Here is a 21,439-nt window from a genome sequence, read left to right on the forward strand (position 1 = left end):
TCAATAAGTTTAACTTATACTTTGAGGCCTATAAAATAATTTAAAATCAACCGGTTAAATGACTATGGAAACTTTCTGTTACACCATATAACGCTTTGGACACCTTATATCAGGCAGAGTTTCACGCTGCTTTTTGTTATATTTTGCTGGTGAAGGTTACTTTTGTTTCCCATTTGAGGTGGTTGTTATGAAAAAAATTGCATGTCTTTCCGCATTAGCTTGCGTAGTAGCACTGGGCGCATCAAGCGCATTTGCTGACACCAGCACGGTAACCGCAGGTTACGCACAAGGTGATATGCAAGGCGTTGCTAACAAAGCAAACGGCTTCAACCTGAAATATCGTTTCGAGCAAGACAGCAATCCACTCGGCGTGATCGGTTCTTTCACTTACATTGAGAAAGACGACTCTTCAGCTGACAACGGTTACGGCAAATCACAGTACTACGGCATCACTGCGGGTCCAGCTTACCGTCTGAACGACTGGGCTTCCATCTACGGTGTAGTGGGTGTGGGTTACGGCAAAACTCAGGGCAGCACTGATACCAGCTCTACCGTTCTGCGTGACAAATCTGATACCAGCGATTACGGCTTCTCTTACGGCGCAGGTATGCAGTTCAACCCAATCGAAAACGTTGCTCTGGACTTCTCTTACGAGCAGTCTCGCATTCGTAGCGTTGACGTTGGCACCTGGATCGCAGGCGTGGGTTACCGCTTCTAATTATTCGAAAACTGTAGCGCGTTGCCGCTGCACATCTTCGAGAATAAAACCGCCTTTTGGGGCGGTTTTTTTATGGCTGCGATTCAGCGATCTGGCCTGTTTTCGGATAAAAAGCGGCATCAGATCCCGCTATACCAGTTATATCCCTGATCTTCCCAATAACCGCCGGGGTACTCGTTGGTGACGAATATCGCGCCGATGTGTTTGGCATTTTTGAAGCCGAGTTTAGTCGGCATGCGTAAACGCAGGGGGTAGCCGAAGTCTGGGGGCAGCGGTTTTCCGCCGAAATCCAGCGCCAGAATGGTCTGTGGATGCAGCGCGGTCGCCATATCAATGCTGGAATAATAACGGTCATCGCATTTGAACCCGACATATTTGGCCGTCAGGTCCGCGCCGACATGCTGGAGGAAGGTTTTAAGCGGTACGCCGCGCCATTGCCCAATAGCGCTCCAGCCTTCGATACAAATCAGCCGGGTGATCTGGCTCTCCTGCGGCAAAAGTTGTAACTGTTCCAGCGTCCAGGGCGCTTTCTTTTGCACCAGCCCGGACACTTCCAGCCGATAGTTCGGAATATCAATTTCCGGCACGTTGTACTCGGGGTAAAAGGCGTTGAAACGAAACGGTGTGGTGATCTGGTCCACCCGGTAAGTTTGCGCCAGCTTTTGCCCACCAAACAGCCAGCCCTGCACCCGGTCATTCCAGCGCGACATGGCCCACAGCACTTTGTCGACCTCGTCGCCGTCTTGTAAATTGCAACCGGTCAGCATCGACACCGCGCCCAGCGTCAGACCGGAGCGCAGCAGCAGTCGCCGCTGAATATTTACCAGCTGTTTGCGCTGATCCGGCTCGACGATGATTTTTGGCCGGTTGGATTTCTCACTCATCAGCGCTCTCCTTTATGCTCTGCTTTTTACCGCCGGTGATCATGGCAACCAAGGTCTTCGGCACCAGCAGCACCATCACGACGTGAATCACCACAAACAGCAGCACGCCGCTCATGGCAAAAAAATGGACATAGCGGGCGATGTCAAAACCACCGAACAGCCAGACCAGACCGCTGAACTGCACCGGTTTCCAGATAGACAGCCCTGAAAGCACCAGCAGCGCACCCAGTAACAGCACGCCGACATACATCACTTTTTGCACGGCGTTATATTCCCCGAGCTTGTGCGGCAGCTTAAACGTCAGCGCCTGCACCACATCGTGCCAGATGGATTGGGGGGTAAACGGGAAAAAATCGCGTCTGAAATGGCCGCTGAATAAGCCCCATGTCAGGTAGATCAGCGCATTGCCCGCCAGCAACCACATCACCGCCAGATGCCAGGCGATATTCCCGCCCAGCCAGCCGCCGACCGTGCTGCTCTGCGGGAAGGTGAGAAAGCTGAACAGGGGATCGGCGTTATAAATGCCCCAGCCGCTCATCACCATGCCAATCATGGCGAGCAGGTTGATCCAGTGGCACAGGCGAACCGGCCAGGGATGGATTTTTCGTTTGCGCAGCGCTTTACGGGGCGTGACGTTCACTGAGGGTTGATGGCTCACGAGGTCTCTCCTGCGAGGTCAAACACATAGACATTCGAGAAAGCAACACGGCGCGAAAGAGGGAGGTCCGCGCCGTGTTGCTTTACTGCTTGTACCGTTGTTCGTCAGCAATGTTCAGACACAGGCTGCCGACGCTATCGGGTTACATCGGTGGCGCGACACCCTCTTTACCGGCAGCAATGCCGCGGGCGGACAGCTGGCCTTTGTCATCTTTGGTCGCAAACAGCACGATTTTCACGCCAGGTTTCAGCAGGCTGCGATCGCCCGGTGCCAGCAGAACCACCGGCACATCGTCAGGCACGACCACGGTTTTCTCCGCGTCATGGTATTTCACGGTCAGGGTGCGGCCATTGCTGTTAACCAGCTTGCCGACGGTGCCGTTGGTCATGGTATTGATTTTTCCATCGGCGGATTCAAACGGGTTGAAGCCTTCGCCGCTGCCGCGCAGGCTTGGGGCAAAGACGTGAACTTCCAGCGCTTTCAGCGTGCCATCGGCCTGCGGAACGGCAGCGGTACCGATAAAACTGTCGGCTTTAATGTCAGAAATCTGGCCTTTGGAAACGCTGTTCACTTTGGTCTGGTCAGTCAGTTTGACGTCTAACTTCTCACCCTGACGGGTGGTCACCTGAATCGATGAATCATTAACTGAATCAATGGTTCCGCGGGTAGGTTTGATCACGTTGTCAGCGGCGAATGCCCCGCTGCACATCAGCAGGGAACTCAACAGTAGGCCAGCAAGGCGCGTTGATTTCGTCATGTTAACTCTCCATATTTTGCAGGTCGATCAAGGCGGTGGCGTTTCCACCACGCGGTTTGTGTAGATCAAGAATGGACGATAAACCCGAACCCGGAGATGACAATTTGATGACAAAATTGTCATCAAACATGAACCGGGAAGCTGATAAACTTCTGCTATTGAATCACTAAATGATGAGTTGCCTGAATGCGGATCCTGGTTATTGAAGATGACATCAGCACCGGCGACTACCTGAAAAAGGGGTTGGGCGAGGCAGGCTATCGTGTGGATCTGGCGCGTAATGGCGCAGATGGCCTGTTCCTGGCATTGGAGGAGGGCTATGACGCGGTGATCCTCGACGTGATGCTGCCCGGTCTCGATGGCTGGCAGGTGATGGAAGTCCTGCGCAAAAAAAGTGACGTGCCGGTGCTGTTTCTCACTGCGCGGGACGAAGTGCAGGATCGCATTCACGGGCTGGAGCTCGGCGCTGATGATTATCTGATCAAACCGTTTTCGTTCACCGAACTGGTGCTGCGTATCCGCACGTTGCTGCGCCGCCCGATGGCCCGCGAGGCAGATACTTACTCGCTGGCGGATCTGCATCTGGACGTTCTGCGCCGTCGTGTGACGCGCCAGGATCAGGTGATCGCACTGACCAATAAAGAATTTATGCTGCTGCATTTACTGATGCGCCGTGAAGGCGAAGTGTTGTCGCGAACCATGATTGCTTCACAGGTGTGGGATATGAATTTTGACAGCGACACCAACGTGGTGGATGTGGCGGTAAAACGCCTGCGTGCCAAAATCGACCGGGCGTTTGAGGTCAAACTGATCCACACCGTACGCGGCATCGGCTACGTTTGCGAAGTGCGCGCATGAGTATTTCCGCCACCGCCAACATGCCAAAACGCGCCATGTCTTTGACCCTGCGTGCCACGCTCTTGTTTGCGCTAATCGCCGCCCTGGTGGTCAGTACGGTGGGTTTTTATCTCTACTATTCGATGGAAAAAGAGCTCATCCGTCGCGCCGATTACCAGGTGACCGGGCGGGTACAGTATTTCAGACATCTGCTGGCGAATGATTTCCCGCTGTCGCAGCTGAGCCGCAGCCCTGAGCTGTTCGAGAATATGCTCGGCAATGAGCGGGATATTCTGCAATTCCGGCTGGAAAACCAGCCGCCGATCATCAACGTTAACCCGTCGCGACTGCCTTTGCCGGATGTCACACCCATAGCCGATGGGCGCGAATTAACGCTCGACACCGTTCACCCTCTTTCTGCACCCGACGGTACGCCGGTGCGCTTTACCTCGGCCGCGGTGCGTATGCAGGATGGCCGTACGGTGGATATTTCCGCCGCCCATTTCATGACCGGTGAGGCGCAGATGCTGGCGGCTTTCCGCCTGGAAATCATCGGCGCGGTGGTCTTCGCCTATCTGCTGATCGCTGTGCTGGGTTTTGGCGTGATCAGCCGGGGCTTGCGGCCGCTGCGTAAAATGGCGCAGGAAGCGGCCGGAATTCACCCAACCAGCCTCTCGACGCGCCTGAGTTCTGAGAATGCACCACAGGAGTTGCAGCAGTTGATCCTCTCCTTTAACGCCATGCTCGACCGGCTGGCCGAAGGCTACGAACGCCTGACGCAATTTTCTGCCGATCTGGCCCATGAGATCCGTACACCGGTCGGGGCATTAATGGGCCACTGTCAGGTGGCGCTGTACCAGCCACGTAGCACCGAAGAGTACGAAACCCTGCTGGCTAACAATATGGAGGAGCTGGAGCGGATCTCGCGCATGATCGAGAATATTTTGTTTCTGGCCCGCGCGTCCAACGCCCGCTCGGTGCTTAATATCACCCCGCTGGCGCTGGCGGTGGAAACCACCCGCGTGGCGGATTATTTCGAAGGGCTGGCTGAGGAGCGCGGAATGCAGCTGGTGTGCGAAGGGGAAGGCATGCTGTACGCCGATGCCATCCTCTTCCAGCGCGCGTTGAGCAATCTGGTGGCGAATGCCATTCATTATGGTGATGAAAATACACAGATTTGTGTTCAGGCAGAACAAGGCGGGCAGGGGACGCGCATCCACGTCACCAGCACCGGTGCACCGATACCTGACAACAAGCGTGAGAAACTGTTTGACCGTTTTTACCGCGCCGATGCCTCGCGCAGCGAAGGCGGCAGCTCCAACGGGCTGGGCCTGTCTATTGTGCAGGCCATTATGGCGCTGCATCAGGGAAGCGTCACGGTGCTGAGTCTGCCACATGGGCAGACGCGTTTTACATTGTATTTCCCCTCTCTTCATGAGGAGAAAATCCCCGCCTTTTCTCAATGATTACGCAATGAATGTCAAAAAAATGTAAGAAAACCGCATTTTTAGATTCTTGAAATATAAAGGTTTTGCCAGCTCAGTTACATTATTTCATTAACTGACATGATTGAAGCCGAACCAAATGCATCAGTTACTGGTCAGATGAAGTTATCGACGTGTACTCTGGCGCATGGTTTTTTGACACATCGACACGCGCGGGCAGCACAACGCACCCAGACTTTCCAAAAAGAGCTTCACTCATTGATGCATAAATTACGTTTACTTTCTCAACAGAGAATTTCTCTGTTTATTGCGCTTTACCTGGGGATTCTGCTTAACCTTCCGATTTTCTTCCGTCGCTTTGGCCAGCTGCATTACGACAATCTGCTGTCAATCGCGGTAGAAATGCTGGCATCGTTCGCGCTGGTCTATTTCCTGACACTGCTGGTCTCCTTCACCGGTAAAACGGTTTTCCGCCTGCTGCTCAGCCTGATTGTTATCTCGTCAGCGGCGGCCAGTTATTACATGATTTTGTTCAACGTCGATATCGGCTACGGCATTCTGGCGGCGGCGCTGGCGTCCGACTCCATTGATCTGTCAAAAGAGTCGATTGGCACGCACTTTGTGGGCTGGACGGTACTGTTCAGTTTGCTGCCGCTGTTGTTGTTGTGGGGCAGTAAAATGCCCGGCGCGGCGCTGAAAGAGAGCTCACTAAAAGGTCTGCTGAAGAAAGCTGTGCTGTTGTTGTCTGCGGGCCTGCTGTGTTATGTCCCGCTGCAACTGATGGGGAAAATGCAAGACCGGCATGACCTGGTGAATAACCGCATGATGGCCAGCTACGGCGGCGTGGTGGCAGGAACCTATTCACCTTCTAATTGGCTCTCGGCGCTGGGGCTGTTCGCCTACAGCTCTTACAGTAAAGCGGAAGACACCAAAAACCTGTTCGATCCGGCCAAGCATTTCACCTATACCCCACCCAAAGATGTTAAAGATCTCTACGTCGTCTTTGTGATTGGGGAGAGTGCCCGTCGTGACCACATGGGCGTTTATGGCTACGACCGCGATAACACGCCGTACCTGAGCAAAGAGAAGAATCTCGCCGCATTGCAGGGTTACTCCTGTGACACCGCCACCAAACTCTCGCTGCGCTGCATGTTTGTGCGCGAAGGCGGGGCGTCTGAGGCGCCTCAGCGCACGCTGAAAGAAGCTAACGTGTTCTCCGTGATGAAGAGTAACGGCTGGAGTTCTGAGCTGTATTCCATGCAGAGCGAGGCGTGGTTCTATAACAAAACCCGCGCCGATGACTATTCACTGCGCGAAAATATTGCCTCAGAAAAGCGTAACGCGGGCAAACCGGTGGATGACATGTTGCTGGTGGATGAGATGAAAGACTCGATGGACAACCATTCCCAGGGCAAGCACCTGATCATTTTGCACACCAAAGGCTCGCACTATCTCTACTCTGACCGCTACCCGCGTGCATTTGCAAAGTATCAACCGGAGTGCATGGGCATTGATGACTCCTGTTCGACCGAGGAGATGATCAACGCCTACGATAACTCGCTGCTGTATACCGATTACTTCCTCGAGCAGGTGTTTAACCAACTGCGCGACAAAAATGCCATCGTGTTTTATGCCTCAGATCACGGCGAGTCGATTTCCAAAAGTATGCATTTCCACGGTACGCCGCGAGACCATGCCCCGCCTGAACAGCGCGCAGTGCCGATCATGGTATGGGCGTCTGACAAATTCCTGTCAGATGATCAGAACCGTGCCGGTTTCCAGCAACTGCAAAAAATGGCGGCTGAGAAAAAACCGGTGTTCCACGAAAAGCTGTTTGATTCGATTCTGGGCTGCATCGGCTACACCTCGCCGAATGGCGGTATTGTTGAGCAGCGCAATTGGTGCCACGTGCCGGCAAGTCAGTAACCTCGCCAGGTAAAGTAAACATCAGGCCGCCGTTTTGTCGTTTACCAATGAAGCGGCGGCACTGTTTTATAGGAAGGCCTGACGGCTAAAGGCTGCCAACGCATGAGTATCCGGCAGGGCGGTCATGGCCCCTTTTTCCGTTGTTGCCAGCGCACCACAGCACATGGCCTGGTGAATAATCGCCTGCCAGCTCGCTGATGAAGGGTCGTCCCCCCGCCCGGCCAGACCCGCCAATAAACCGGCCATAAAGGCGTCACCCGCCCCCGTAGTATCGACCGCTTTCACCGTCGGGGCGGCATAGTGTGTGAGTGAAGCATCGTTTTTCTGATAAACCAACACCCCCTCTTTGCCCTGTGTCACCAGCAACAACTCTGGGTTATAGCGCTGACACAAATGGATGATCCCTTCCGATTGCAGGGCTTTACCGGTCAAATATTCCAGCTCGTCTTCAGAGACTTTTATCACGTCAGCCATCGACAGCGCCTGATGCAGATATTGACGCAACTGCGCTTCATCCGGCCACAAGTCATGACGAATATTCGGATCAAAACTTACCCTACCGCCGGCCGTTTTCATCCTGGCCATCGCCAAAAGGGCCGACGCGCGGGACGGTTCAGCCGACAGCGAAATGGAGCACAGGTGTAAAAACTGGCCCTTTTCGAAAACGGGAAGATCGGTTGGTTGCAGGAAAAGATCGGCACTTGGACGTACCATAAACGTGAAAGATCGTTCGCCGTCGGCATCATTTTCCACAACGACCGTCGACGTGCGGTGGTGCGGATCCTGATGCATAAAGTCGACATTGACCGCTTCATTACGCAGCGTCTGGTATAGAAAATGGCCGAAAGGGTCATCACCGACCCGGCCGATAAACGCGCTGTCACCTCCCAGACGGCTGATCCCCACCGCCACGTTAGCGGGTGCGCCACCTGGGCACTTCAATAAACGGTCACCGGCCTCCGGGATTAAATCCACGACGGCATCGCCCAACACCCAAACCCGATTTTTCATCTTCATTCCCTTTAGTAAACGCCTGATAAGACGTTTGTCGATAAAATAGAAGAACCGGTTTAGCTAATCAAGCACAAATGAACTATTAGGATTAAGTGACGATTTGCCAGCAAGATCACATTTACAGCATAAGAGCAGCGAACTTCGTTGCCTGAATAACTCGGAAGTGATTATTGTGTGCAGGAAAACCAGTTTAGCAGTTTAGCAAACTGACGTTTTCCCATAATAATGAAATCTCTTCAGAGACATAAAAATGATGATGAAACGACGCTATCTTGCTGTTGCTATAGGACTTATTCTCTCAAGTGCCGCCCAGGGTGCCGATCTCTCTACCAACGCCATCGAAGCGCGGTTTAATGCGCTGGAAAAACGTCTGCAAATGGCCGAAAGCCGGGCTGCCAAGGCCGAGGCCCGTGCCACGGATGCAGAACAACAGGTTAAAAAGCTGGAAACCCGCACCGCCAGTAATGAACAGCAGACCCGCCAGGTGGCGAAGACGGCTGAAGTCACTCAACAACAAACCGCCGATGTGGCTAAACGTACCGAAACGTTAGCCAGCACGAAAAAGAGCGATACCGATAACAACGGGTTTAAATTTACCGGTTACGCCCGTTCCGGCGTGATCATGAATGATTCCGCTACCTCGACGGAAAGCGGCCCTTACGTGACACCTGCCGGGCAGACTGGCGGGGCTGTCGGGCGTCTGGGGAATGAAAATAACACTTACGTTGAGCTGAATCTGGAACACAAACAGACCATGGCCAGCGGTGCTACCTCCCGCTATAAAGTGATGCTGGCCGATGGGCAGCGCAGCTATAACGACTGGACCGGCGCGAGCAGCGATCTGAATATTCGCCAGGCGTTTGTCGAACTGGGTTCATTACCGACGTTCAGTGGGCCGGTGAAAGACTCCACCCTGTGGGCCGGTAAGCGCTTCGACCGTGACAACTTCGATATTCACTGGCTGGACTCCGACGTGATTTTCCTCGCCGGAACCGGTGGCGGTATCTATGACGTGAAGTGGGGCGACACTCTGAAGAGTAACTTCTCATTGTATGGGCGTAACTTTGACGACCTCGACGACAGCAACAGTAACAACAACAATGACACGCGCATTGAGAACTACATTTTCACAGCCAATAACTTTGCCGGCCCGTTCCAGTGGATGGTCAGCGGACTGCGCGCTAAGAACAATGAGGATCGTGAAAATACCGGCACGCAGGGCATCAGTAATTCAGCCGACACGGGCTTTCACACCATGCTGGCGTACCACGGCGACAGCTTCTACGGCCTGCGCGAAGGGACATCTAAAACCGCGCTGCTGTATGGTCACGGTTTAGGGGCGGAAGTGAAAGCGCTGGGGTCTGATGGTCACCTGACCGAGGATGCCAACACGGTACGTTTGGCCACTTACGGTATTACGCCACTGAGCAAAAACTGGAGTATTGCCCCCGCCGTGCTGGCCCAGCAGAGTAAAGACCGGTATGTCTCGGGAGATGATTATCAGTGGGTGACCTTTAACACCCGGCTGATTCAGCAAATTACCGAGAACTTTGAACTGGCCTATGAAGGCAGCTACCAGTACATGGATCTCGATCCGCAGGGTTACCAAAATAATAACAAAGTGAAGGGCGGATTCTACAAGCTGACGTTTGCACCGACGTTCAAAGTCGGTGATATCAGTGACATGCTGAGCCGCCCTGAAATTCGCTTCTTCGCGAGCTACATGGACTGGAGTCATCAACTGGACAGCTACTCTTCCAGCGATTCATTCGGTACCGATGGCTTTACCTCCGGCGGACAGTGGAACTTCGGTATCCAGATGGAAACCTGGTTCTAATCCGCAGAATTTGTATCACCATGACACGCCTGAACTCATCAGGCGTTGTCGTTTAGGGTAATAAAAGGAACGTTATGAATATCAACGCAATTGCCAGCGAACTACTCCCGTTATTGGGTGGAAAAGAGAACATTGCCAGCGCTGCGCACTGCGCAACGCGCCTGCGTCTGGTCCTGGTGGATGACAGCCTGGTGAACAAAAGCGCCATCGAAAAAGTCGAAGGCGTAAAAGGTTGTTTCAGCAATGCCGGGCAGATTCAGGTTATCTTCGGCACCGGGTTGGTGAACAAAGTCCATGCCGAATTCATTAAAGTGGCGGGCATCAGCGAGTCCAGTAAATCGGAAGCGGCAAATATTGCGGCGCAAAAACTCAATCCGTTCCAGCGTATGGCGCGCGTGCTGTCGAATATCTTCGTGCCGATCATTCCGGCCATTGTGGCGTCCGGCCTGCTGATGGGCCTGCTGGGTATGGTGAAAACTTACGGCTGGGCAAACCCGGAGAGCGCGATTTTTATCATGCTCGACATGTTCAGTTCAGCGGCGTTTATCATTCTGCCGATCCTGATCGGTTTCACCGCCGCGCGCGAGTTTGGCGGTAATCCGTACCTCGGCGCTACCTTAGGCGGTATTCTGACTCACCCTGCCTTGACCAACGCCTGGGGCGTCGCCAGCGGTTTCCACACCATGAATTTCTTTGGTCTGGATATCGCGATGATCGGCTACCAGGGCACGGTATTCCCGGTGCTGCTGGCGGTCTGGTTTATGAGTTTCCTCGAAAAACGCCTGCGCAGAGTCATTCCTGACGCGCTGGACCTCATTCTGACGCCGTTCCTGACAGTGATTATTTCCGGCTTTATTGCCTTCCTGATCATCGGCCCGGCCGGTCGTGCGTTGGGCGATGGCATCTCGTTTATTCTCAGCACGTTGATCACCCATGCGGGCTGGGTGGCGGGGCTGGTCTTTGGTGGGTTGTACTCGGTTATTGTCATTACCGGTATTCACCACAGTTTTCACGCGATTGAAGCCGGGCTGCTGGGTAACCCGAGCATCGGTGTGAATTTCTTGCTGCCGATCTGGTCGATGGCCAACGTCGCGCAGGGCGGTGCCTGCCTGGCGGTGTACTTCAAAACCCGCGATGCAAAAATTAAAGCCATTGCCGTGCCTTCCGCCTTCTCGGCTATGCTGGGCATTACCGAGGCGGCGATTTTTGGTATCAACCTGCGCTTTATGAAACCTTTCCTGGCTGCACTGGCCGGTGGTGCACTCGGTGGCGCATGGGTGGTGGCGATGCACGTCAACATGACCGCCGTCGGGCTGACCGGTATTCCGGGGCTGGCGATTGTACAGGCCAGTTCCATGCTCAGCTATCTGATCGGTTTAGTGATTGCTTTCGGCACTGCCTTCGTACTTTCCTTACTGCTGAAATACAAAACGGAGAGTGAATAATGACGGAAGCGAGTTTACTGAAGCAGGCGCTGCGCAGCGTGGTGGCGGGGCAGGTAAAAGCCGCCGCCGATCCTCACCGTCCCGGCTGGCATCTGGCGCCGCCGGTGGGGTTACTCAATGACCCGAACGGATTTATTCAGCATAACGGTCGTTTTCATCTGTTCTATCAATGGAATCCGCTGGCCTGCGCGCATGGGGCCAAATTCTGGGGGCACTGGAGTTCGGTGGATTTACTGCACTGGCGGCATGAGCCGCTGGCGCTGGCACCGGTGGAAGCCTATGAGTCACACGGTTGCTATTCCGGTTCGGCGGTGGTGGATAACGGCCAACTGACGCTGATCTATACCGGCAACGTGAAATACGCCGACGGCAGCCGCACGGCGTTTCAGTGTCTGGCGCGCGAAAACGCGGACGGCGAGTTTGATAAAATCGGGCCAGTGCTGGATTTACCCGCAGGTTACACCGGCCACGTACGTGACCCGAAAGTGTGGCAGCACGGTGGTCACTGGCACATGGTGCTGGGCGCGCAGGATCTCAGCCTGCAAGGCAAAGTACTATTGCTGCGATCCGCCGATTTACTGACATGGCAATCACAGGGAGAAATTGCCGGATCCGGCCTGAACGGCCTGGGCGAATTCGGCTACATGTGGGAATGCCCTGATCTGTTCAGTTTGTCCGGCAGCGACGTGCTGATCTGTTGTCCACAGGGTTTGCCTGCGGAAGCTGACCGCTATCTGAATACCTTCCAGTCCGGTTATTTCGTCGGACAACTGGATTACGACCAGGGGCAGTTTGTGCACGGTGATTTCCATGAGCTGGATCTGGGCTTTGAGTTTTATGCACCGCAAACCACGCAGAGCGCCGATGGTCGTCGCCTGTTAATAGGCTGGATGGGCATCCCCGATGGTGACGAATTTTATCAGCCAACGGTAGCGCAGGGCTGGATCCACACCATGACCTGCCCACGGGAGTTGACGCTCGAATCCGGCAAGGTTATTCAGCGCCCGGCGCGCGAGCTGCAACAACTTCGTGGCGAAGTGCAGCAATGGCAAGGTATTGCGCAGGATGCACCGGTATGGGATGTCACGCGCGCCGAAGTTGAGGTCGAAACCGATCGGCCGTTCGTCGCTGATTTCGGGGGGGATCTCGTCCTCACGTGGGACGGTGAATGGCTGCGTCTGACGCGCCAAAACCGCCGCAGCGGTGAGCCAGAACAGCGCGTCTGGCGCGGCGCGTTACGCCAGTTGACCGCCCTGTGCGACAGTTCCAGTGTCGAGATTTTCATCAACGGCGGTGAAGCGGTGATGTCCTCGCGCTATTTCCCTGTGTTGCCAATACCATTAACCTTCAGCGGAAAACAGCCGATTGCGCTGCGCCACTGGCCGTTGTCGGATTGCGTGATAGAATAAAATTCTTTGCAGACAATAGAATATGGCGCAGTGAAAAAAAGCAAACGCATCACTATCAGCGGCATTGCTGAACTGGCTGGCGTGTCGAAATCGACAGCCAGCCAGGTGCTTAACGGGCACAGCAAAAAATTTCGTATCTCTGATGCCACCCGCGACCGGGTTCTCGCGGTGGCGGCTGAGCACCATTATCAACCCAGTATTCACGCCCGTTCGCTCAACGTGACGCGCAGTTATACGCTGGGGCTGGTGGTGCCTGAGATGACGAACTATGGCTTTGCGGCCTGCTCCAACGAACTTGAAAACCTGTGCCGTGAAAACGGTATGCAGTTGCTGATCGCTTGCACAGATGAAAATACCAGTCAGGAAATGATGGTGGTGAATAACCTGATTCAGCGTCAGGTTGATGGTTTGATTGTGGCCTCCAGCATGCTCAATGATGCCGAATATCTGAAAATCAGCCAGCAATTGCCGGTGGTGCTGTTTGACCGGCATATGAGTGACACTGCGCTGCCGCTGGTGGTCTGCGAAGCCATCGAATCGTCGGCTGCGCTGGTTGAGAAAGTGGCAAAGCATCAACAAGAAGAGTTCTACTTCCTGGGGGGCCAGCCGCGTATTTCCCCCACCCGCGACCGTCTGGCTGGCTATCAGCTCGGGCTGGAGCGCGCCGGCGTGAATCTCAAACCGGAATGGATCCTGTACGGTAATTATCATCCCAGCTCTGGCTACGAAATGTTTGCCAATCTCTGCGCACGACTCGGGCGGCCGCCGAAAGCGCTTTACGTGGCGTCCTGCGGGTTAATGGAAGGGGTGTTGCGCTATATGAGCCAGCACAAGTTACTGGAAAGTGATATCCATCTGTGCAGTTTCGATGATCACTATTTATATGACTCTCTCTCGGTAAAAATTGATACCGTGGCGCAGGATTGCCGCGAACTGGCGATCCACTGTTTTGACATTGTCACCGGCCTGATTAACGAGCAACAACCGGCACAGAACCAGTGTTATCTTTCTCCGCAACTGCACTGGCGTCACGCCGATACCCTGAGTGAGTCCTGATTTAATGCATACACTTCGAATTATTGTCAGCGTGCTGACGGTTATTATGACGCTGTTGACCCTGTTGCCGCTGTCGAAAAACCAGCGCTGGTGGGTACGGGTGTGGGATTTTCCCCGGCTGCAAATGGCGACGCTGTCACTGCTTTTTCTGCTGACTGAGCTGTGGGTTTTGCCGCTTGGTGGGCCGCTGGCAACGCTTATCGTGCTGTTGTCGTTGGCCTGTATGCTGTATCAGGCGTGGTGGATTTTGCCTTATACGCGCCTGTATCGGGTGCAGGTCAAAAAAATCCTTCCCAACGGCCATCCACGGCTGAAAATCATTAACTGCAACGTGCTGATGACCAACCGTAAATCGGCCCGGCTGCTGGAGATCGTGAAAGAACACCGCCCGGATATTCTGGTGCTGCTGGAAACCGACCAGTGGTGGGAGGACCAAATGGCCTCGATTGAGGCAGACTACCCGCACAGCCTGAAATGTCCGCTCGACAATCTGTATGGCATGCACGTCTACTCGCGTTTGCCGATCTTTAACGGAAAAACCCAGTTTCTGGTGGCCGATGGCATCCCGTCGATGCACTTTCGCGTCGAACTGACTTCCGGTGATCATGTGGTCCTGCACTGCCTGCATCCTATGCCGCCAAGCCCGACCGAAGATGATGAATCCACCAACCGCGATGGCGAGCTGGTGGCCGTCGGCCACACCGCCGCGCGCGCGACCTATCCGACTATCGTCACCGGTGATCTGAACGACGTGGCCTGGTCGCGCACCACGCGGCTGTTTATGAAGATCAGCGGCCTGCTCGATCCTCGTCGTGGGCGCGGCATGTTCAACACCTTCCACGCCAGTTTCCCTTTCCTGCGCTGGCCGCTGGATCACGTTTTTCACAGTAAAGAGTTCACCCTGATTGATCTGCAACGCCTGCCAGCGATGGGCTCCGACCATTTCCCGATCATGGTGGAACTGGCGCTGACCCCGCATGAAGGCAGTACTCAGGAGACGCTGGAAATTGACAGTGAAGATCTTCAGGAAGCCGAGGAAAAGCTGGCCAATGCCGGGGTGAAAAGTTGGGATGTGCATAGCGCCGAACAACATAATACTCATGCTTACGGGCTCTCAGTATGACGGGCGATCGTGACCGGCTGCCGCTGGCGGAGGACCTGCGGGTCTTTCTGGCGGTGGTGAATAAACAGAGTTTTGCCGCGGCGGCGATGGAGCTCGGCCAGTCTCCGGCCTATGTGAGTAAGCGCATGCAGATTCTTGAAGAAGCGCTCAATGCTCGCCTGCTGCACCGCTCAACGCGCGGTATTCGCCTGACCGAGGAAGGGGAGCGTGCGCAGCGCTGGGCGCTGCAAATTCTGGATAACTTCGATCAGTTTATCGGCGACCTGTCCGACTCCCGCACCGAGCCGCGTGGCAACATGCACATTTGCAGCTCGTTCGGCTTTGGGCGCTGCCATGTCGCGCCAGCGGTGGCCGAACTGGCCGGGCGCTATCCACTGCTCAATCTGCGTCTCGATCTGTATGACCGGGTGATTGATTTGGTGGCAGAAGGCGTTGATCTGGAAATTTTGGTGGGTGACGACATTCCTGAGCAACATATCGGAAAAAAACTGGCCCGGCATCAGCGTATTCTTTGCGCGTCGCCCGGCTACCTCAAGGCTCATGGCCTGCCTGAGGCGCTGGAGGATTTGTCCCGGCATCAATGTCTGGTACTCAAAGAGCGCGACAATCCGTTTGGCCTTTGGTCACTGACGGCAGGGGGCGAGGAGCAGCGCATTCGGGTGAAAGGAGCCTTGTCATCCAATAGCGGCGAAGTGGTTTTGCAATGGGCGTTGAAACACCACGGGATCATTTTGCGTTCTCAGTGGGACGTTCAGCCCTATATCGACAGCGGTGAGTTGGTTCAGGTGTTACCTGCTTACTCCCAACCGGCCAGTGTGTGGGCGGTCTACCCCATGCGTCTGGCTGAATCGGCCAAACTGCGGGTGTGCGTCGAGTTTTTACACCAACGGTTTAGTCAGCTATTTAGCTAGCGCCGCAGTGAATACGGCGCTCATATCCTGCTCTGCACCTCTCCCGTTATGACTTCACGCCAACCAGGGGTTGTTTTGCAAATGCGTTTGCTGGAACCGGAGAATATCGTCGCGATAGCGCAGCGTATTACCGATAGCGTCCAGCCCGTTAAGCAGTGACAGCTTACTTAACTCATCAATAGTAAAATCAATCTGTTTGCCGTTTTGCAGGCTAATCTTCTGCTGCGGTAAATCAACGGTGATTTCATTACTTTGCGCCAGCGTCACCTGTTCGGCGATTTGCGACCACTGAGTGGGATCCAACTGCACCGTCAGTACGCCGTTTCGCTGGCAGTTATCAAAGAAAATCCCTGCAAACGTAGTGCCAATCAGTGCCCGGATACCCAGCTGTTTTAACCCCCACACTGCATGTTCACGGCTGGAGCCGCAGCCAAAGTTCGGCCCTACCAGCAGGAATTTGGCTGACTGCCACTCAGGCTGATTCAGAATAAAAGTCGGGTCTGGCGAGCCGTCGGCAATAAAGCGCAGGTCGAAAAATACCCCCTGGTCCAGCCCGTTGCGGTCGATACCTTTGAGAAATTGCTTCGGCATGATCACGTCGGTATCCACATTGGCGGCAGGCAGCGGGGCGGCAACGGCGGTTAATACGTTGAAAGCTTGCATTGTTCTCTCCTCACATTTCGCGGACATCGGTCAGATGACCGTGAATGGCGGCGGCGGCAACCATGGCCGGACTCATCAGATGGGTGCGGGCACCGGCACCCTGACGGCCCTCGAAGTTACGGTTGGTGCTTGACGCACACCGGTCACCGGGTGACAGCACGTCATCGTTCATTGCCAGACACATTGAGCAGCCTGACTGGCGCCACTCGAAACCGGCCTGCATAAATATCGCTGCCAACCCTTCTTCTTCGGCCTGTGCGCGCACCTGGCTGGAGCCGGGGACGATCATCGCCCGCACATGAGAGGCAACGCGCTTGCCCCGAACGACCTCAGCCGCGGCGCGCAAATCCTCGATACGCGCATTGGTGCATGAGCCGATAAACGCATGGCTGATGTTGATGCTGTTAAGCCGCTGACCGGCATGCAGGCCCATGTAATTCAGTGCTCGCTGTAAATCTTTGCGGCGGGAAGCATCGGGCTCTGCCGCCGGATCCGGTACCTGGCCGTTGATAGCCAGAGCCTGATCCGGGCTGGTTCCCCAACTGACCATCGGTGCGATCTCTTGCGCGCTGAGTTCGACTTCACGGTCGAAAACGGCGTCCTGATCACTGCGCAGTTCTCTCCATACCGCGACGGCGTCCAGCCATTGCTGGCCCTGTGGTGCGCGTGGTTTGTCTTGCAGATACTCAAAGACTTTGTCATCGGGTGCCATAAACGCACCGCGGGCACCGGCTTCGACGGCCATGTTGCATACGGTCATTCGGCCCTCAACGCTCAGCATATCGATGCCTTCACCACAGAACTCAATGGCATAGCCCGTGGCGCCCGCTGCACCGATTTTCGCTACCAGCGCCATCACCACATCTTTGGCCGTAATGCCATTGGCAAGCCTGCCATTCACGGTGACGCGCAGGGTTTTTAATTTTTTATAGATCAGTGTCTGGGTCGCTAACAGATGTTCAATTTCAGACGTGCCGATGCCGAAACCGAAAGCGCCTAACGCCCCGTAGGTGGTGGTGTGGCTGTCTCCGGCGGCGATAACCATCCCCGGCAGAATAAAGCCCTGCTCCGGGGCGACGACGTGCTCAATACCCTGGCGTTTATCTAAAATATCAAACAGCTCAATGCCAAATTCTTCGCAGTTTTCGGTTAAATATGAGACCTGTCGGGCTCCGCCAGCATCCGGCATTTGGCGGGTGCGCAGCGGCGCAGTTGGGTTGACGTGGTCAACCACGGCGAGGGCGGTTTCAGGTCGCCACACGCGTCGCCCGGCGTCGCGCAAACCGCTAAATGCCTGCGGGCTGGTGTATTCGTTAATAACCTGACGGTCGATGTAAAGCAGCACGTGGCCTTTGTCATCCAGCGTTTGCACGCTGTGACTGGCGATATGCTTTTCATATAGCGTTCTTGGTTTCATTTTTCTACCCTAATGCACGGAAAGCCTGAGAAACGACGTGGATAACCCAGCGTCGCAACTTAGCGGGTCTCGGGCAATGGCCAGAGTGTGGTGCTGTAAAACACGATCTGTGAATGGCCGATCTCCATTTGCGTCCTTGTTGCCAACATGCGAAAGGCTAAGATGGATTAAAAAGGAGAAACCCATGTTTGAACATTTTACCCAAGGTCGGATCGCCGTTAACGGCACCGACATTGCCTACCGCATCGCCGGTCAGGGCGAACCTTTGCTGCTATTGCACGGACACCCACAAACTCAGGCCATCTGGCATAAAGTCGCTCCCGGTCTCACCACGCAATTCACCGTCGTATTGGCCGATTTACGCGGTTACGGCGACAGCGGCAAACCCGAGCCGGATGCAGAACATCTGCGCTACAGCAAACGCGAAATGGCGCAGGATCAGGTCGAGCTAATGCAGGCCCTGGGCTTTAACCAATTTAGCGTGATCGCCCACGACCGTGGCGCCCGCGTTGCCCACCGTCTGGCGCTTGACCACCCGCAGGCCGTCAAAAGGATGGTACTGATGGACATCGCGCCGACACTCGCCATGTATCAGCAAACCAATGAAGCCTTCGCTCGTGCTTATTGGCACTGGTTCTTCCTCATTCGCCCCGCACCGCTACCTGAAGCCTTAATCCGTGCCGATGCTGATTTGTACTTACGCAGCGTAATGGGCAGTCGCAGCGCCGGTATGCAGCCTTTCAGCGAAGAAGCCTACGCCGATTATCTGCGTTGTCTGCAACTTGATGGCACGGCGCGTGGGATTTGCGAGGACTATCGGGCCTCTGCCACCATTGACCTGCAACATGACCAAATTGATCTGGATGCGGGTCGCAAAGTGCGTTGTCCGCTGTTGATCCTGTGGGGGGAACAGGGCACTGTCGGCAAATGTTTTAAGCCACTGGATGAATGGGCGAAGGTGGCTGAACAGGTGGCAGGCGAGGCATTACCCTGCGGGCATTACATTGCGGAGGAGCAGCCGGAGCTGCTGGTTGATAAAGTCTTATCGTTCTTGCGCTAACTCAGGGAGCGTGACGTGACGATTAGGCTATAAAAAACCCGCTTGCGCGGGTTTTTTATGGTTATGACTGGGCGGTTTAAGACGAGATAGTCTGCTCAGGAAACGTCAGCGTATTGCCCGGTGCTTCGCGGTTAAGGTGCAGGAAGTTCAGGTGGCGCTCGTACTGATCGAGAATGTCGTTGATCACCTGATGCTTGGTGAAGTCCATCAAATCATTACCCTGGGTGCCTTCCAGCAGGAAGGTTTCCAGACGGTAATAATGTGATTTCCCCGAGCGCGCGCGGTAGGTAAAGCCCGGCACCGCGTAACGCACCGGCCAGATCTGATAGACAAAGTTCTGCTCTTCACCCAACGCCACAATCAGTTCGAGGTGATTGAGTTTCTCGTCTTCCACCGGCTCGTGCTCGTTGAACTCCACTTTGGCGCCGCGCAGTTTCAGCTCTTCTGCTACGTCGAGCATCGCCGGGCGACACACCTGATCCATCATGCGCTGGGTGTGCGTGGTGCCTGGGTAGTTCATCACCCGCGACAGACGCTGTTTCCAGTTCAGCACCGCGTCACCGCCTGCGGCTGGCATCGGTGCCAGCGACTGCAACGTACTGGCGCGGCGATAATCCTCAAGACGCAGCGATTTATACAATCCTGCCATGATGAAGAAAATCACGAAGCTGAACGGTAACCCCATGATCACCGTGGCGTTTTGCAGCGCAGAGACCCCGTCGGTCATCAGCATACCGAGTGTCAGAACCCCGATAGTGACCGACCAGAAAATCCGCAGCCAGTTCGGCGCATCGTTGTTGATATCCGCCAGTTTCGAGGTGAAGTTACCCAGCACCAGCGAGCCGGAATCTGCCGAGGTGACATAAAACAGCAGGCCGGTGATGGTGGCGACCGAGGCACTCAGCGTAAAGCCCGGATACTGCGCCAGCAGGCTGTAGACACCGCGTTCAGGGTGGGCAATCACTTCGTTGGCGAAGTCGAGATTGCCGTGAATGATCTGATACAGCGCGCTGTTACCGAAGATCGACAGCCACAGCAGGGTGAAGACGAAGGGAATGATCAGCGTCCCCAGCACGAACTGACGGATGGTGCGCCCGCGTGAAATACGCGCCAGGAACAGGCCGACAAACGGTGACCATGCCACCCACCAGGCCCAGAAGAACAGGGTCCAGCTGTTCATCCATTCAGTCGGACGGTCAAAGGCAAAGGTGTTGAGCGTCATGCCCATAAAGCGGTTGATGTAATCGCCAATGTTCAGCACCAGCGCATTGAGCAGGAACTCGGTATTGCCGAAGAACAGCAGAAACAGGATCAACCCCAGCGCCAGCAGCACGTTCAGCTCTGACAGAATACGGATGCCTTTATTGACGCCGGAAGTGACGGAGATCGTCGCCATCACCACCGAGAGCAAAATCAGCGACGCCTGTACCGTCAGGTTTTCCGGGATTTGGAACAGCACCTTCAGGCCGTAATTGAGCTGCACCACACCGATACCGAGCGTGGTGGCGATACCAAAAATGGTCCCAACCACGGCGGCAATATCCACCGTGTGGCCGATTGGGCCATAAATGCGTTTGCCGAAAATCGGGTAGAGCGCTGAGCGGATGGTCAGCGGCAGATTATAACGGTAGCTGAAGTAAGCCAGCGCGATGCCCATCAGGGCGTACATCGCCCAGCCGGTTAACCCGTAGTGGAACAGCGTCCAGGTCATGGCCTGGCGGGCGGCTTCCAGCGTCTGGCCCTGGCCTTCCGGCGGCAACATATATTGCGTTACCGGTTCGGCGACGGAGAAGAACATCAAATCGATGCCAATCCCGGCGGCGAACAACATAGCAGCCCAACTCATCATGCTGAATTCGGGTTTGGATTGTTCAGGGCCGAGTTTGATCGAGCCGAAGCGCGAGCAGGCAATGAACACTACAAACACGATGTACAGCGTAGCAGCCAGCATGTAATACCAGCCAAAAGTCGCGGAGACCCAATTCAGCGAGTGGCTGAGCCATTTCCCCGACAGTTCAGTGTAGAAAATAGACATCAGCGTGAACGCCAGAATTAACCCTGCGGAAGTGAAAAACACCACCTTGTTGAGTTCGTCACGTGGTTTATCGGACAGTTTGTCAGTCTTATCGACAGCAGCCATCGTATCCCCTGTTATTTGAATTATTAACTTATTTTCAATGAATTAGAGCAAATACCAATGCATTTTTGATACAAATCACTAACGTATTGGTAATAAAATATATGCATTTTTGATTGAACGTTCAATCAAAAAAAAGTTA

18 protein-coding genes are annotated in these 21,439 nt (G+C 54.7%); 11 read left to right on the forward strand and 7 right to left on the reverse strand.

What is annotated here, in order from left to right; genetic code table 11:
- Positions 1-187: 187 nt before the first annotated feature.
- Positions 188-718: an outer membrane protein OmpX gene (ompX, locus tag EAH77_RS07510; protein ID WP_140471273.1), complete on the forward strand. Its 531-nt coding sequence runs from the start codon at positions 188-190 to the stop codon at positions 716-718.
- A 119-nt stretch (positions 719-837) separates the two neighbouring features.
- On the opposite strand, the gene EAH77_RS07515 is transcribed toward ompX, so the two are convergent.
- From EAH77_RS07515 to EAH77_RS07525, 3 genes are all read right to left on the reverse strand, one after another.
- On the reverse strand, positions 838-1,602 hold the full coding sequence (locus EAH77_RS07515; RefSeq protein WP_140471275.1) for a molybdopterin-dependent oxidoreductase: 765 nt from the start codon (positions 1,600-1,602) through the stop codon (positions 838-840).
- Positions 1,595-2,218 (reverse strand): cytochrome b/b6 domain-containing protein, encoded by a 624-nt coding sequence (locus EAH77_RS07520; protein ID WP_140471480.1) that lies wholly within the window; start codon positions 2,216-2,218, stop codon positions 1,595-1,597. Before EAH77_RS07520 ends, EAH77_RS07515 begins: the two co-directional genes overlap by 8 nt.
- Positions 2,219-2,402: 184 nt before the next feature.
- Positions 2,403-3,017, reverse strand: coding sequence for a hypothetical protein (locus tag EAH77_RS07525; RefSeq protein WP_140471277.1), 615 nt, complete (start codon positions 3,015-3,017; stop codon positions 2,403-2,405).
- A 186-nt stretch (positions 3,018-3,203) separates the two neighbouring features.
- Between EAH77_RS07525 and EAH77_RS07530 the strand changes: the two genes are divergently transcribed.
- The 3 genes from EAH77_RS07530 to eptB all read left to right on the forward strand — a co-directional run bounded on the left by EAH77_RS07530 (position 3,204) and on the right by eptB (position 7,225).
- Positions 3,204-3,875 carry a heavy metal response regulator transcription factor gene (locus EAH77_RS07530; protein WP_140471279.1) on the forward strand — a complete coding sequence of 224 codons (672 nt, stop codon included), beginning with the start codon at positions 3,204-3,206 and terminating at the stop codon, positions 3,873-3,875.
- Entirely contained in the window at positions 3,872-5,320 is a 1,449-nt protein-coding gene (locus EAH77_RS07535; RefSeq protein WP_241673414.1) for a heavy metal sensor histidine kinase, read from the forward strand. The genes EAH77_RS07530 and EAH77_RS07535 overlap by 4 nt, the downstream gene beginning before the upstream one ends.
- Before the next feature lie 240 nt (positions 5,321-5,560).
- Positions 5,561-7,225, forward strand: a complete 1,665-nt coding sequence (gene eptB / locus EAH77_RS07540; RefSeq protein WP_140471281.1) for a kdo(2)-lipid A phosphoethanolamine 7''-transferase — start codon at positions 5,561-5,563, stop codon at positions 7,223-7,225.
- A gap of 66 nt (positions 7,226-7,291) precedes the next feature.
- Here eptB and EAH77_RS07545 read toward each other — a convergent pair whose 3' ends face one another.
- Positions 7,292-8,236, reverse strand: coding sequence for an aminoimidazole riboside kinase (locus tag EAH77_RS07545; RefSeq protein ID WP_140471283.1), 945 nt, complete (start codon positions 8,234-8,236; stop codon positions 7,292-7,294).
- A gap of 253 nt (positions 8,237-8,489) precedes the next feature.
- On the opposite strand from EAH77_RS07545, the gene EAH77_RS07550 reads away from it, so the two are divergent.
- The 6 genes from EAH77_RS07550 to EAH77_RS07575 all read left to right on the forward strand — a co-directional run bounded on the left by EAH77_RS07550 (position 8,490) and on the right by EAH77_RS07575 (position 16,020).
- Positions 8,490-10,076, forward strand: coding sequence for a carbohydrate porin (locus tag EAH77_RS07550; protein ID WP_140471285.1), 1,587 nt, complete (start codon positions 8,490-8,492; stop codon positions 10,074-10,076).
- A gap of 74 nt (positions 10,077-10,150) precedes the next feature.
- Positions 10,151-11,521 (forward strand): sucrose-specific PTS transporter subunit IIBC, encoded by a 1,371-nt coding sequence (locus tag EAH77_RS07555; RefSeq protein ID WP_140471287.1) that lies wholly within the window; start codon positions 10,151-10,153, stop codon positions 11,519-11,521.
- Positions 11,521-12,930, forward strand: coding sequence for a sucrose-6-phosphate hydrolase (locus EAH77_RS07560; protein ID WP_140471289.1), 1,410 nt, complete (start codon positions 11,521-11,523; stop codon positions 12,928-12,930). Before EAH77_RS07555 ends, EAH77_RS07560 begins: the two co-directional genes overlap by 1 nt.
- A gap of 30 nt (positions 12,931-12,960) precedes the next feature.
- A complete protein-coding gene (locus EAH77_RS07565; protein ID WP_140471291.1) occupies positions 12,961-13,986 on the forward strand; it encodes a LacI family DNA-binding transcriptional regulator in 1,026 nt (341 codons plus the stop codon).
- 4 nt (positions 13,987-13,990) lie between these two features.
- Entirely contained in the window at positions 13,991-15,109 is a 1,119-nt protein-coding gene (locus EAH77_RS07570) for an endonuclease/exonuclease/phosphatase family protein (protein WP_140471293.1), read from the forward strand.
- Complete coding sequence (locus tag EAH77_RS07575; RefSeq protein ID WP_140471295.1) at positions 15,106-16,020, forward strand: LysR substrate-binding domain-containing protein; 915 nt, start codon at positions 15,106-15,108, stop codon at positions 16,018-16,020. Before EAH77_RS07570 ends, EAH77_RS07575 begins: the two co-directional genes overlap by 4 nt.
- A 54-nt stretch (positions 16,021-16,074) precedes the next feature.
- On the opposite strand, the gene leuD is transcribed toward EAH77_RS07575, so the two are convergent.
- On the reverse strand, positions 16,075-16,683 hold the full coding sequence (gene leuD, locus EAH77_RS07580; protein ID WP_140471297.1) for a 3-isopropylmalate dehydratase small subunit: 609 nt from the start codon (positions 16,681-16,683) through the stop codon (positions 16,075-16,077).
- Positions 16,684-16,693: 10 nt separating this feature from the next.
- On the reverse strand, positions 16,694-18,100 hold the full coding sequence (leuC, locus tag EAH77_RS07585) for a 3-isopropylmalate dehydratase large subunit (RefSeq protein WP_140471299.1): 1,407 nt from the start codon (positions 18,098-18,100) through the stop codon (positions 16,694-16,696).
- 184 nt (positions 18,101-18,284) lie between these two features.
- Here leuC and EAH77_RS07590 point away from each other — a divergent pair, with 184 nt between their 5' ends.
- On the forward strand, positions 18,285-19,160 hold the full coding sequence (locus EAH77_RS07590) for an alpha/beta fold hydrolase (protein WP_140471301.1): 876 nt from the start codon (positions 18,285-18,287) through the stop codon (positions 19,158-19,160).
- 76 nt (positions 19,161-19,236) lie between these two features.
- Here EAH77_RS07590 and EAH77_RS07595 read toward each other — a convergent pair whose 3' ends face one another.
- Positions 19,237-21,300 (reverse strand): choline transporter, encoded by a 2,064-nt coding sequence (locus EAH77_RS07595; protein WP_140471303.1) that lies wholly within the window; start codon positions 21,298-21,300, stop codon positions 19,237-19,239.
- Positions 21,301-21,439 lie beyond the last annotated feature (139 nt).

The sequence above is a fragment of the Ewingella americana genome (assembly GCF_006438725.1).
GTDB classification, from domain to species: domain Bacteria; phylum Pseudomonadota; class Gammaproteobacteria; order Enterobacterales; family Enterobacteriaceae; genus Ewingella; species Ewingella americana_A.

Coding starts and splice junctions, on each gene's coding strand:
- leuD (WP_140471297.1), bottom strand. CDS start 16,683: ATGCAAGCTTTCAACGTATTAACCGCCGTTGCCGCCCCGCTGCCTGCC.
- EAH77_RS07560 (WP_140471289.1), top strand. CDS start 11,521: ATGACGGAAGCGAGTTTACTGAAGCAGGCGCTGCGCAGCGTGGTGGCG.
- EAH77_RS07570 (WP_140471293.1), top strand. CDS start 13,991: ATGCATACACTTCGAATTATTGTCAGCGTGCTGACGGTTATTATGACG.
- EAH77_RS07545 (WP_140471283.1), bottom strand. CDS start 8,236: ATGAAAAATCGGGTTTGGGTGTTGGGCGATGCCGTCGTGGATTTAATC.
- EAH77_RS07595 (WP_140471303.1), bottom strand. CDS start 21,300: ATGGCTGCTGTCGATAAGACTGACAAACTGTCCGATAAACCACGTGAC.
- EAH77_RS07590 (WP_140471301.1), top strand. CDS start 18,285: ATGTTTGAACATTTTACCCAAGGTCGGATCGCCGTTAACGGCACCGAC.
- EAH77_RS07525 (WP_140471277.1), bottom strand. CDS start 3,017: ATGACGAAATCAACGCGCCTTGCTGGCCTACTGTTGAGTTCCCTGCTG.
- EAH77_RS07515 (WP_140471275.1), bottom strand. CDS start 1,602: ATGAGTGAGAAATCCAACCGGCCAAAAATCATCGTCGAGCCGGATCAG.
- EAH77_RS07550 (WP_140471285.1), top strand. CDS start 8,490: ATGATGATGAAACGACGCTATCTTGCTGTTGCTATAGGACTTATTCTC.
- eptB (WP_140471281.1), top strand. CDS start 5,561: ATGCATAAATTACGTTTACTTTCTCAACAGAGAATTTCTCTGTTTATT.
- leuC (WP_140471299.1), bottom strand. CDS start 18,100: ATGAAACCAAGAACGCTATATGAAAAGCATATCGCCAGTCACAGCGTG.
- EAH77_RS07575 (WP_140471295.1), top strand. CDS start 15,106: ATGACGGGCGATCGTGACCGGCTGCCGCTGGCGGAGGACCTGCGGGTC.
- EAH77_RS07535 (WP_241673414.1), top strand. CDS start 3,872: ATGAGTATTTCCGCCACCGCCAACATGCCAAAACGCGCCATGTCTTTG.
- EAH77_RS07530 (WP_140471279.1), top strand. CDS start 3,204: ATGCGGATCCTGGTTATTGAAGATGACATCAGCACCGGCGACTACCTG.
- ompX (WP_140471273.1), top strand. CDS start 188: ATGAAAAAAATTGCATGTCTTTCCGCATTAGCTTGCGTAGTAGCACTG.
- EAH77_RS07555 (WP_140471287.1), top strand. CDS start 10,151: ATGAATATCAACGCAATTGCCAGCGAACTACTCCCGTTATTGGGTGGA.